General features: G+C 74.2%; 10 protein-coding genes. 7 read left to right on the top strand and 3 right to left on the bottom strand.

What is annotated here, in order from left to right:
- Positions 1–6: 6 nt before the first annotated feature.
- The 4 genes from PVK74_RS00495 (at position 7) to PVK74_RS00480 (ending at position 4,327) form a co-directional block, all read left to right on the top strand.
- Entirely contained in the window at positions 7–1,083 is a 1,077-nt protein-coding gene (locus PVK74_RS00495; protein WP_223201151.1) for a glycosyltransferase family 2 protein, read from the top strand.
- A 114-nt stretch (positions 1,084–1,197) separates the two neighbouring features.
- Positions 1,198–2,340 carry an SPFH domain-containing protein gene (locus PVK74_RS00490; RefSeq protein WP_030499593.1) on the top strand — a complete coding sequence of 381 codons (1,143 nt, stop codon included), beginning with the start codon at positions 1,198–1,200 and terminating at the stop codon, positions 2,338–2,340.
- A gap of 46 nt (positions 2,341–2,386) precedes the next feature.
- Positions 2,387–3,475 carry a TFIIB-type zinc ribbon-containing protein gene (locus PVK74_RS00485; RefSeq protein ID WP_274477898.1) on the top strand — a complete coding sequence of 363 codons (1,089 nt, stop codon included), beginning with the start codon at positions 2,387–2,389 and terminating at the stop codon, positions 3,473–3,475.
- Positions 3,476–3,634: 159 nt separating this feature from the next.
- A complete protein-coding gene (locus PVK74_RS00480) occupies positions 3,635–4,327 on the top strand; it encodes a DUF4386 domain-containing protein (protein WP_069090016.1) in 693 nt (230 codons plus the stop codon).
- 5 nt (positions 4,328–4,332) lie between these two features.
- Here the strand turns inward: PVK74_RS00480 and PVK74_RS00475 are convergent, their stop codons facing one another.
- Entirely contained in the window at positions 4,333–5,112 is a 780-nt protein-coding gene (locus tag PVK74_RS00475; protein ID WP_104115323.1) for an SDR family NAD(P)-dependent oxidoreductase, read from the bottom strand.
- A gap of 86 nt (positions 5,113–5,198) precedes the next feature.
- On the opposite strand from PVK74_RS00475, the gene PVK74_RS00470 reads away from it, so the two are divergent.
- Complete coding sequence (locus PVK74_RS00470) at positions 5,199–6,038, top strand: helix-turn-helix transcriptional regulator (RefSeq protein ID WP_274477897.1); 840 nt, start codon at positions 5,199–5,201, stop codon at positions 6,036–6,038.
- Between the two features lie 21 nt (positions 6,039–6,059).
- Here the strand turns inward: PVK74_RS00470 and PVK74_RS00465 are convergent, their stop codons facing one another.
- Positions 6,060–7,331: a cellulose-binding domain-containing protein gene (locus PVK74_RS00465; protein ID WP_274477896.1), complete on the bottom strand. Its 1,272-nt coding sequence runs from the start codon at positions 7,329–7,331 to the stop codon at positions 6,060–6,062.
- A 413-nt stretch (positions 7,332–7,744) separates the two neighbouring features.
- On the opposite strand from PVK74_RS00465, the gene PVK74_RS00460 reads away from it, so the two are divergent.
- Together PVK74_RS00460 and PVK74_RS00455 are read left to right on the top strand one after the other, a co-directional pair.
- Positions 7,745–9,250, top strand: a complete 1,506-nt coding sequence (locus PVK74_RS00460; protein ID WP_043325233.1) for a TldD/PmbA family protein — start codon at positions 7,745–7,747, stop codon at positions 9,248–9,250.
- Entirely contained in the window at positions 9,247–10,620 is a 1,374-nt protein-coding gene (locus PVK74_RS00455; protein WP_274477895.1) for a metallopeptidase TldD-related protein, read from the top strand. Before PVK74_RS00460 ends, PVK74_RS00455 begins: the two co-directional genes overlap by 4 nt.
- Here the strand turns inward: PVK74_RS00455 and PVK74_RS00450 are convergent.
- Positions 10,604–11,386 carry a hypothetical protein gene (locus tag PVK74_RS00450; RefSeq protein WP_064447388.1) on the bottom strand — a complete coding sequence of 261 codons (783 nt, stop codon included), beginning with the start codon at positions 11,384–11,386 and terminating at the stop codon, positions 10,604–10,606. The genes PVK74_RS00455 and PVK74_RS00450 overlap by 17 nt on opposite strands.
- Positions 11,387–11,392 lie beyond the last annotated feature (6 nt).

Raw genomic sequence — 11,392 nt, 5'->3', positions numbered from 1 at the left:
ACGCCGATGCGGCTGTCGGTGGTGGTGCCCTGCTTCAACGAGGAAGAGTCGGTGGAGCGGCTGCACGAGATGCTCAGCACCGCGCTCGCCGAGCTGCCCGACGTGGACGTCGAGGTGGTGTACGTCGACGACGGCAGCGAGGACGGCACGCTCGCGGCGCTGCGCCGGCTCGCCGCCGCCGACCCGACGGTCTGCTACACGTCGCTGAGCCGCAACTTCGGCAAGGAGGCGGCCATGCTCGCCGGGCTGCACCGGGCCACCGGCGACGCGGTCGTCATCATGGACGCCGACCTGCAGCATCCGCCGCGCCTGCTGCCCGAGATGGTCGCGCTCTACCGCCAGGGCTTCGACCAGGTGATCGCCCGCCGCGACCGGCGCGGCGACCGGTTCATCCGGATGGTCGCCTCACGCTCGTTCTACCGCCTGGTCAACTGGTGGATAGACGTCCGCCTGCTGGACGGCGCGGGTGACTTCCGCCTGCTGTCCCGGCTCGCGGTGAACGCGATCCTGGCGATGCCCGAGTACAACCGCTTCTCCAAGGGCCTGTTCTCGTGGATCGGCTTCCGCACCGTGGTGGTGGCGCACCGCAACGAGAGCAGGCAGGCGGGGCGGAGCCGGTGGACGTTCGGCAAGCTGTTCAACTACGCGTTCGACGGTCTGCTGTCGTTCAACAACCGGCCGCTGCGCCTGGCGATCTACGGCGGGCTCTTCCTCACGCTCATCGCGGTGGGCTACATGGCGTGGGTGGTCGCCGACGCCGTGGAGAAGGGCATCGACGTGCCCGGTTACACCACCATCATCGTCAGCGTGATCGGCCTCGGCGGGATTCAGATGATGATCCTGGGCGTGATCGGCGAGTACATCGGCCGGATCTACTACGAGACCAAACGCCGGCCGCACTATCTGGTGCAGGAGACCGAACGTCCGGTCCCGGAGACCGGCGGCCCGCCCCGGCTGCCGAACCAGCGCGCCGCGTGGTCCACCGACCGGGGTCCACGTGCGGCGCCGGCTTGGGAGGATCCGTCCCGAGATGCCTCCCGGCGTCACGGGGGCGGGGAATCGATGAGCGGCGACACCGGCTGAACGACGGCGATCGGTGAGCGCCGATCAGCGCACCATTGTTCTCTTTTCGCAGGTGGCGGGGGGTTGCTATCGTCGCCCGCGACGCCGGAGAACGGCGCCGAGGAAAGGGTTGCGATGGGGCTGATGGACAAGCTCCGGGGCGAGCTCATCGACATCGTCGAGTGGCTGGACGACAGCCGGGACACGATCGTCTGGCGGTTCCCCCGGTATCAGAACGAGATCAAGATGGGCGCCAAGCTGGTCGTCCGGGAGTCCCAGACGGCGGTGTTCGTCAACGAGGGGAAGATCGCCGACGTCTTCCCGCCGGGAACGTACACGCTGGAGACCCGCAACCTGCCGATCCTGTCCACCCTGAAGGGCTGGAAGTACGGCTTCAACTCGCCGTTCAAGGCCGAGGTGTACTTCGTCAACACCCGGCAGTTCACGGACATGAAGTGGGGCACCCAGAACCCGGTGATCCTGCGCGACGCCGAGTTCGGCGTGGTCCGGGTGCGGGCGTTCGGCGCCTTCGCGGCGCGGGTGGTCGACCCGGCGCAGCTGCTGCGTGAGCTGGTCGGCACCGACCCGCAGTTCCGCACCGAGGAGGTGCAGGAGTACCTGCGGCAGCTGATCGTGGGCCGGCTCGGCGGCGCGCTCGCCACGGCCGGCGTGCCGCTGCTGGACCTCGCCGCGCACCAGGACGCGATCGGCCGGCGGCTGGCCGCCGTGCTGACCGAGGAACTGGCCGAGGTCGGTATCGCGATCCCCAAGTTCGTCATCGAGAACGTGTCGGTGCCGCCGGAGGTCGAGCAGGCGCTGGACAAGCGGACCAGCATGGGCGCGGTCGGCGACCTGGACCGCTACACCCGCTTCCAGGCCGCGAACGCGATGGAGGCCGCGGCGAACAACCCGGGCGGCGAGGCGGGCGCGGGCATCGGCCTGGGCCTGGGCATGGCGATGGGCCAGCAGATGGCCCGGACGATGGGCGGCGGCGGGGCCACGCAGCCGGCGCCGGCCCCCGCGCAGCCGTCGGCCGCGCAGCCGGGCGCCGCCGAGCCGCCGCCGCTGCCGGGCCAGGCCCAGTGGTACGTCGGCGTCGGTGGCCAGCGGCAGGGCCCGTACGACCTCGGCGGGCTGGCCGAGCAGGCGGGCGCCGGCGCGCTCGGCCCGGACACGCTGGTCTGGCGTGCCGGGATGGCGCAGTGGCAGCCCGCCGGACAGGTGCCGGAGCTGGCGTCGGTGCTGGCCAGCGTCCCGCCGCCGCTGCCGCCGCAATGAACGCACGTCAGCGGGTGAGTCGTCCCCGCACCGGGCAGGTGCCGGGATGAGCGACACGACTGTCTCCCCGCCCTCGTACCGGTGCGGGGGTTGCGGGGCCCGGGTGGAGTTCGCGCCGGGCACGACGACGCTCAGTTGCCCTTACTGCGGGCACCGGCAGGAGATCGCCGGCGCGGGCCGCGAGGTGCGCGAGCACGCGTACGCGGATCTCGCGTCGTTGCCCCGCAAGCCGGTGGCGAGCGTCGGGGCGCACACGTTCGTCTGCCCGGGCTGCGGGGCCCGGACGGAGAGCGACGTGCTGGCGCAGCGCTGCCAGTTCTGCGCCACGCCGCTGGTGGCCGACGCCGCGGCGGGCGAGCTGATCGCGCCGGAGGCGGTGCTGCCGTTCTCGGTGGACCGCAACGGCGTACGGACGGCGCTGGGCCAGTGGTGCCGCAGCCGCTGGTTCGCGCCGGGGAGCCTGAAGAAGGTCAGCGAGGCGGAGACGCTGAAGGGCACGTACCTGCCGCACTGGACGTTCGACGCGCGGACCGTGTCGGACTACCGGGGTCAGCGGGGCGAGTACTACTACGTCACCGAGACGTACACGGTGACCGTCGACGGCAAGCAGGAGACGCGGACCCGGCAGGTGCGGCACACCCGGTGGCATCCGGCCGCCGGCACCGTCAGCCGGGACTTCGACGACGTGCTGGTGCCCGCCACCACCCACCTGCCCACCGAGCAGCTGGACAAGCTGGCGCCGTGGCCGCTGACCGAGGCGGCCGCGTACCACGGCGACTACCTGGCCGGATACCAGGCGCTGCGGTACGACACCGAGCCCGAGGCGGGCCTGACCGAGGCGAAGGCGCGGATGGCGCCGGTCATCGAGGGGGACTGCCGGTCGGACATCGGCGGTGACGAGCAACGGGTGTCCGCAGTGGACACCACGTACTCCGACGTGTCGTACAAGCTGATCCTGCTGCCGGTGTGGATCGCCGCGTACCTGCACGCCGGCCGCTCGTACCAGGTGCTGGTGAACGCGCGCACCGGCGAGGTGATCGGTGAGCGGCCGTACAGCGCCGCGAAGATCGCGGCGGCGGTGTTCGCCGCGCTGGTGCTCGTCGCCGTAGTGGTGGCGCTCATGATGAACCGTTAGCGTCGCCGCGCTGTCGTACGCCCACGGGCCACCGGTATCCGTTACCGGTGGCCCGTGCGCATCGCGCGAGGAGTCTGACCGAGCGGCCGATTCGCCGCCGCGCCCATCCGCCGCAGAGTGAGGTAACGACCACCGGCCGAGCGGCGGAGGGCAGCCCCGATGGACTCACTGCGCAAGACGTCGCTGGTCGCGGGCGGGTTCTACCTGCTCACCTTCGTCTCGATCCCGACCCTCACGCTGTACGCCCCGATACGCGAGGCGGACTACATCCTCGGCGGCACGCCGGACACCCCTGTCGTCGTCGGCGGCGTCCTGGAGGTGATCGTCGCCCTCGCCTGCATCGGCACCGCGATCGCGCTGCACCCGGTGCTCAAGCGGCAGGGTGAGGCGCGTGCGCTGGGCTTCGTCGCCGCCCGCGTGCTGGAGGCCGCCGGCATCTTCATCGGCGTCGCGAGCATCCTGACCCTGGTCGCCCTGCGGCGGGCCGGCGCCGAACCGGACGCGCTGGTCACCGGCCGAACACTCGTCGCCTTCTACGACTCGGTGTTCCTGCTCAGCCAGGCGCTCCTCCCGGCCGTGAACGCCCTGCTGCTGGGCTCCCTGCTCTACCAGTCCCGCCTGGTGCCGCGCATCCTGCCGGTGCTCGGGCTCGCCGGGGCGCCGCTGCTCGTCGCCTCCGATCTGGGCACGCTGTTCGGCGCCTGGGACCGGCTGTCCCCGGTGGCGGCGGTCGCCGCGCTGCCCATCGCGGTGTGGGAGTTCTCGCTCGGCGTCTACCTGGTCGTCAAGGGCTTCAAGCCGGTCACGGACGGCACGGTCGCGCCCCGGCCGGTCCAGGACGCCACCGTCTGAGCCGGTCAGGCCCGCGCGCCGCCGTCGACCCGCAGCACCGTACCGGTGACGAAGGAGGCGCGGTCGCTGAGCAGCCACGCGGCGGCCTGGGCGATCTCGTCGGGTTCGGCGGCCCGGCGCAACGGGCTGGCGGCGGCGAGCCGCTCGATGATCCCGGGTGACTCCGCGTCCCAGGCGCGCATCATCTCGGTGAGCGTGCTGCCCGGGGCGATCGCGTTGACCCGGATGCCCTCCGGGCCGTAGGTGATCGCCGCGGATTCGGTGAGGCTGTTCACCGCGCGCTTCATCGCGCCGTACGCGGGCAGCGCGGGGTTGCCCATCAGGCTGCCGACGCTGGAGTTGTTCACGATCGCGCCGGTGCCGGCGGTGGCCCGGATCGCGGCGACCTCGGCGACCATGGCGAGCCACGGTCCCTTGAGGTTGACGGTGTAGAGGTGGTCGAAGTCCTCTTCGCGCACCCGGTCCATCGGTCCGGGCGGCACGATCGTCGCGCCGTTGTTGAAGGCGACGTCGAGGCGGCCGTACACCTCGACGACGCGGTCCACGGCGGCGCGCACGCTCGCCGCGTCGGCCAGGTCGCAGACGACGTACTCGGCGGTGCCGCCGGCGGCCCGGACCTGTTCGGTGACCGCCTTCAACTGTTCCTCGGTCCGGGCGGCGAGCAGCACCCGTGCGCCCTCGGCGGCGAACAGCCGGGCCGCCGCGGCGCCGATGCCCCGCCCGGCGCCGGTGATGAACGCGACCTTGTCTGCGAGCAGGCCCTCAGTGGTTCGTGTGGTGTCCATGCGGCAAGCCTGCGGCCGGGCGCGGAGCCCATCCAGGCACCGGCGGTACCTGGCTACCAGCCGCCGCGCACGGGCACACTGGGGTCGTGGACCGACGTGAGCTGGCAGTGTTCCTGCGCAGCAGGCGGGAGCGGATCGCCCCGGCCGACGTGGGCCTGCCCGCCGGGCGGCGTCGCCGCACCCCGGGGCTGCGCCGCGAGGAGGCGGCGCGGCTGGCGTTCATCTCGACCGAGTACTACACCCGGCTGGAGCAGGGCCGGGCTCCGCGTCCGTCGCGGGAGGTGCTGGCCGGGCTGGCCCGCGCGCTGCGGCTGTCCGACGCCGAACGCAACCACCTCCACCACCTGGCCGGGGAGCCGCCCGCGCCGCCGCCCGGGCCACCCCGGGAGGTACGGCAGAGCGTGCTGGACCTGCTGCACCGGCTGCCGCAGGCGGCGGCGTTCGTGACCTCGGCGACGTTCGAGGTGATCGCCTGGAACGACCTCGCGGCGGCGCTCATGGAGGACTTCTCCGCGGTGTCCCGGCGGGACCGCAACCTGGTCCGTCGGGCGTTCCTCGGCCCGCACCTGATGTACGGCGTGTCGGACGCGAGCGAGTTCGCCCGCCACTCGGTCGGGCGGCTGCGCGCCGCCGCGGCCCGCTATCCGGACGACCCGGAGATGGCCGCGCTGATAGCGGACCTGCTCGCCGGCAGCGCGGAGTTCGCCCGCCTGTGGGCCTCCCACGACGTCGGCGGCGCGCGGACGCTGTGCAAGACGTTCCGGCACCCGCTGGTCGGGCCGGTGACTGTGAACTGCGACGTCCTCGACATCACCGACCGCGACCAGCAGGTGGTCATCTACACCGCCACGCCCGGCTCGCCCTCGGAGGAGGCGCTGCGGCTGCTCTCCGTGATCGGCACCCAGCGCATGACCGCCGAGCGCTGACCCGGCCGCCCCGGCGGACCGTCAGCAGCCGATGCGGGTGGCGCCCATCGCCACGTCGTCGTACCAGAGGGTGTCGGCCCCGCCGCCGTAGCTCTCCCAGCCCAGCTTCAGGTCGGTGAGCTGCGGTCGCCAGGTGCGGTTGTACCACTGGCCGTCGATGTCGTGCGTCGGTACGCCGTCGGCGGTCAGCCCGGTGACTGCGACGCCGTCCAGCCAGGTGCGGAGCTGACCGGCCGAGCCGTCCACCATGAACTCCAGGCAGGCCCAGCGGTTGGTGGGCAGCGGCACGCTCTGCGCCACCCCGGCCGGGCTCTGCTCGGGCAGCGTGGCGTCGTCGGAGGCGCGGTTCCACTGCAGGGCGCCGTTCTGGCCGCCCAGCCGCAGGTCGCGGTTGCCGTCGGCGGCGTCGGACATGGTGATCATCGTGGTGTGGTCGGTGGGCTGGGCGGTGGTGTGCCGCACCCAGATCCGGGCGTACCTGACGCTGCCCAGGGCGCTGAGGTTCTTCGTGGTCCGCACGAAGACGTGGTTGCAGTAGCCGGCGGCGCCGTTGATCCGGATCGCGCGGCTGCCGCTGTGCGTGGTGGACGTGTCGATGGTGGCCGTGCCGGCGCCGGAGCAGTCCGGGCTCACCACGCTCCAGTCGCCGGACGGCGTCGAGCCGGTCTGGTTCTCGAAGCCGTCGCAGAGCACCGCCCCGGCGCATCCGCTCGGCGGCGGGGTGGTCGGCGGTGCGCTGGTGGGCGGCGCCGTCGTGGGCGGAGCGGTGGTCGGGGGCGCGGTGGTCGGCGGGGCGGTGGTGGGTGGGGCGGTCGTCGGCGGGGCGGTGGTCGGAACCGCCGTGGTGGGCACCACTGTCGGCGACGGCGCGGCGCCGTTGCACGGGACGCCGTTGAGCGTGAACCCGCCCGGCGCGCCGCCGGCGGCGCTGAACGTGCCCTGCACGCCGAACTCGGTGGAGCCGCCCGCCGGGATGCTGCCGTTGTACGACATGTTGCGGGCGGTGACCGTCGCGCCGGACTGGCTGACGGTGGCGTTCCAGCCGTTCGTGACGCGTTCGTCGCCGGCGTACGTCCAGGTGACCGTCCACCCGGAGACGGCGGTGTCGCCGGGTGAGACCTTGACGCTCGCGGTGAACCCGCCGGGCCACTGGTTGGGTGTGTAGTCGACCCGGCAGCCCTGCGCCGCCGTGGCCGGGCCGGCGAGTAGGGCCGTCGCGGTGGCGGCCACGACGGCGGCCAGCGCGGTCACCGCCGCCAGGGCCGGGCCGGAACGGGTACGGAGAATCGTCATGGGAAGTCCTTCTGCGTCGGGCGGCGCGACGCGACGACGCGCGTCCGGACGGACGGCGGCGCGGCGACGCGCTCGGGTGGCGGCGCGTCGATGCGCCACTGTGAGAAGTCGGTGCGTACGACCGACGTGCCCGGCTCGGGACAAACCTGTCAGCCGCCGGCGGCCCGGTCGTGCGGACCTCGGCGGCGCCCGCCCTCAATCTATTGAGCGATGCCAATCAATTCAAGCGCGCCCCGGCGCGGCAGCAGTCTTCTTCCCGATTGCTCTGTTGCGCGGCGACGGCGCTGGTCGGCCGCCCGGCCGCCACGCGGGCCCTGTGCCGGGGCGGCACGCGGCACTAGTCTCCTCACCGCAACCCCCGGGCCGCCGCGCCACCGGCGCGGACGGCGGCACCCCGGCGACCGGAGGCGCGTGTGCCCGACGAGATCGACGACTCCTTCCTCGCTCTTCCGCTGGCCCGCCTCGCCGACGCCGCCCTGTCCCGGGCCCGGCAGCGGGGCGCGCGATACGCCGCGCTGCGGGTGCAGCGGGTCCGCTCCGGGCGCACCGTCGTGCACGACGGGGCGCTGCGGGCGAGCGAGGAGGAGACCGAGACCGGCCTGGCGGTACGGGTGCTGCACCGGGGCGCGTGGGGCTTCGCCGCCACGCCCGAGCTGACGCCGGAGGCGGCGGTACGCGCCTGCGACGACGCGCTGGCGCTGGCGCGGGCCTGCGCCGACGTCGGCGGCGCGCCCGTCGCGCTCGCGCCCGAGCCCGCGTACCCGGAGGCGACCTGGCGCTCGCCGTACCGGATCAACCCGTTCGAGGTGCCGGAGAGCGAACGGGTGGAGCTGCTGAGCCACTGGTGCGCCGGGCTGCAGGCACACGAGTCGGTGGCGCACGTGCTGGCCCGCGCCACCGCCGCCCAGGAGAACACGTACTACGCCGACCTGGACGGCACCCGCGTCACCCAGCAGCGCGTCCGGGTGCACCCGCAGGTGCTGGCGGTGGGCCGGCGCCCGCGCGACGGCGGCGTCCAGACGCTGCGCACCGTCGGCCCGCCGGTGGCCCGCGGCTGGGAGTACCTGCACGGCGAGGGCTGGGACTGGGCCGGCGAGCTGGCCGAACTGCCGGCGCTGCTGGCCGAGAAGACGCAGGCGCCGGCGGTGCGGCCGGGCCGGTACGACCTGGTGATCGACCCGTCGCAGCTCTGGCTCACCATCCACGAGTCGGTCGGGCACGCCACCGAGTACGACCGGGCCCTGGGCCACGAGATGTCCTACGCGGGCGGCACCTTCGCCACGCCCGACGCCGCCGGGCGGCTCCGGTACGGCTCGGCGCTGATGAGCGTGGACGCCGACCGGTCGGCCCCGCACGGGCTGGCCACGGTCGGGTTCGACGACGAGGGGGTGGCCGCGCAGTCCTGGCCGCTGATCGAGGCGGGTGTGCTCGTCGGGTTCCAGCACGACCGCGCCTCGGCCGCGCGGGCCGGCCTGCCGCGCTCCGCCGGCTGCGCGTACGCCGAGTCGTACCGGCACACGCCGATGGCCCGGATGCCGAACGTGTCGCTGCGCCCGGCGGTGGACGGGCCGGACACCGCGGCCCTGATCGCGGGCGTGACGGACGGCTTCTACCTGGCCGGCTCGGACAGCTGGTCGATCGACATGCGGCGGCGGCAGTTCCAGTTCACCGCCCAGCGCTGGCACCGCATCCGCAACGGGCGGCTGGCCGGGCAGGTGTCCGGCGCCGCGTACCAGGCGGAGACCACCGCGTTCTGGTCCGCGCTGTGCGGGCTGGGCGGGGAGGGCACGTGGCTGCTCTCCGGCGCCGACATGTGCGGCAAGGGTCAGCCGGTGCAGGCGGCAGCGGCCAGCCACGGCTGCCCGTCCGCGGTGTTCCGTGGCATCGACGTCGTCGACACCGGAGGGCGGGACGGGTGAGCGGGATCCAGGACGCCCTGGAAGCGGCGCTGCGGCACCGGCGTGACGCCGACGAGCTGCTGCTGATCGCCGACGAGACGGCCGCCGCGCACCTGCGCTGGGCGGGCGACGCGCTGACCACGAACGGCAGCGTCCGGTCCCGCCGGGTGACAGCGGTGGCCGTACGCGACGGCGCGGCCGGCGTACACGTCGGGCTGGTCGGGCACGGCGGCGCGCTCGGCGACGCGCTGCCCGGCCTGGTCCGCGCGGCCGAGCGGGCCGCCCGCGACGCGCCGCCCGCCGCCGACGCGGCGCGGCTGCCCGAGCCGTGGCGGACGCCGTCCTGGGCGGAACCGCCCGGCGGCACCTCGGTCGACGCGTTCGGAGACGTGCTGCCCGGCCTGGCCGACGCGTTCGCGGCGGCCGGGCAGCGGCGGCTCTACGGCTACACCGAGCACCGGGTGGTCACCACCTACCTCGCCGCGTCGACCGGCGCCCGCCTGCGGCACGCGCAGTCCACCGGCCTGTTCGACCTGAGCGTGCGCGACTGCGACGACTCGACGTGGGCCGGCGTGACGGCGCCCGACCTGACCGGACTGGACGTGCCGGCGCTCGCCGCCGAGCTGTCCGCCACGCTGGCGCGGCCCGGCCGCCGGGTCGAGCTGCCGCCGGGACGGTACGAGGTGCTGCTCACCCCGAACTGCGTGGCCGACCTGATGCTCCACCTCTACCTGGCCGCCGGGGCGCGCGGCGCGCTGGACGGGCGTACCGCGTTCAGCCGCCCGGACGGCCGGCTGCCGCTCGGCGAGCGCCTCACCGCGTTGCCGCTGACGCTGCGCAGCGACCCGGACCATCCGCTGCTGCCCTGCGCCCCGTTCACGGTCAGCCGGGGCACCGACGACCTGACCGCAGTGGTCGACAACGGGCTGCCGCTGCGGCCGACCCGCTGGATCGACGAGGGTGTGCTGACCGCGCTCGTGCAGACCCGGCACACCGCCGAGCAGACCGGCGCGCCGCTCACCCCGATGGTGGACAACCTGGTGCTGGAGGGCGGGCCGGACGCGCCGACGCTGCCCGAGATGGTGCGCTCCACCCGGCGCGGCCTGCTGCTCACCTCGCTGTGGTACCTGCGCGACGTCGACCCGGCGTCGCTGCTGCTGACCGGCCTCACCCGCGACGGCGTGCGGCTGGTCGAGGACGGCGAGATCGTCGGCACTGTGCACAACTTCCGGTTCAACGAGAGCCCGCTGTCGCTGCTGGCCCGGGCCACCGAGGCCGGGCGGCCGGTGCCGGCGCTGCCCCGGGAGTGGGGCGACTACTTCACCCGGATGGTGATGCCGCCGCTGCGGGTGCCCGACTTCCTGATGTCGGCGGTCAGCCCGGCGACGTGAACAGCGCGGCGAACCGGTCCAGGGTGCGCCTGTCGTACACGAGCTGTTTCTGCGGCGGGTACGGACGCCGTGGCGGCGGCACGTACCCGGGCTCGCCGCGCCGGGGCAGCGTCCCGTCCGGGCGGCGCAGGTGCGGCCCGTGGAAGAACCAGCAGAGCTGGCCGACCAGCTCGGCGAAGACCAGCGGGTGCAGGTCGGGCGGGTACATCGCGAGGTGGCAGCGGGTGGCCCGGAACTCGCCGCGCGGCCCGAACGTGTTGCCGAACAGGACGTGTCCGAAGACGTCGTGCACCGCCCGGAAGATGTCGTTGTGCAGCAGTTCCTCCCCGCCGGCCCGGACTCCGGCGGGGGCGCGCAGCGGATGGTCGCCGTCCGCGCCGGCCGGTCCGTGCCCGTGGCGGGTGAGGAAGACGTGCAGCAGGCCGGTGGCGCGGACCCGCGCGACCAGGTCCCGCGAGTCCCGGTACGGCTGCCCCGGCCCGGTCCACGGCAGCACCCGGATGCCCGCCTCGCCGATCAGCCGGAACTGCCGCAGGTTCTCCGCGGCCAGCCGGGCGTACCCGCGGGCCGTGCCGGCGGTGACCATCGGCGCGGCGTCGTAGCGGTCGGCCACCTCCCGGCAGAAGTCCTCGTCCAGGCGCAGCGGCTCGGCGGCCAGCCGGTCCAGCCGGACGGCGGGCACGCCCGCGCGCGCCGCCGCCCGGTCGGCGTGGGCCTGGGCCAGCTCGCCGAGACGTACGGTGAGACGGTGGTCGTCGCCGCTCATCGGCCC

Source organism: Micromonospora chalcea (genome assembly GCF_028768405.1).
Taxonomy (GTDB): domain Bacteria; phylum Actinomycetota; class Actinomycetes; order Mycobacteriales; family Micromonosporaceae; genus Micromonospora; species Micromonospora chalcea.
The sequence above is the reverse complement of the archived record's forward strand: the minus strand, read 5'-3'. Positions and strand labels throughout refer to the sequence as shown.

What these genes read in the sequence shown, in the direction of transcription:
- PVK74_RS00475 (WP_104115323.1), bottom strand. Translation starts at nt 5,112, where the DNA reads ATGGACACCACACGAACCACTGAGGGCCTGCTCGCAGACAAGGTCGCG.
- PVK74_RS00480 (WP_069090016.1), top strand. Translation starts at nt 3,635, where the DNA reads ATGGACTCACTGCGCAAGACGTCGCTGGTCGCGGGCGGGTTCTACCTG.
- PVK74_RS00490 (WP_030499593.1), top strand. Translation starts at nt 1,198, where the DNA reads ATGGGGCTGATGGACAAGCTCCGGGGCGAGCTCATCGACATCGTCGAG.
- PVK74_RS00495 (WP_223201151.1), top strand. Translation starts at nt 7, where the DNA reads ATGCGGCTGTCGGTGGTGGTGCCCTGCTTCAACGAGGAAGAGTCGGTG.
- PVK74_RS00450 (WP_064447388.1), bottom strand. Translation starts at nt 11,386, where the DNA reads ATGAGCGGCGACGACCACCGTCTCACCGTACGTCTCGGCGAGCTGGCC.
- PVK74_RS00485 (WP_274477898.1), top strand. Translation starts at nt 2,387, where the DNA reads ATGAGCGACACGACTGTCTCCCCGCCCTCGTACCGGTGCGGGGGTTGC.
- PVK74_RS00465 (WP_274477896.1), bottom strand. Translation starts at nt 7,331, where the DNA reads ATGACGATTCTCCGTACCCGTTCCGGCCCGGCCCTGGCGGCGGTGACC.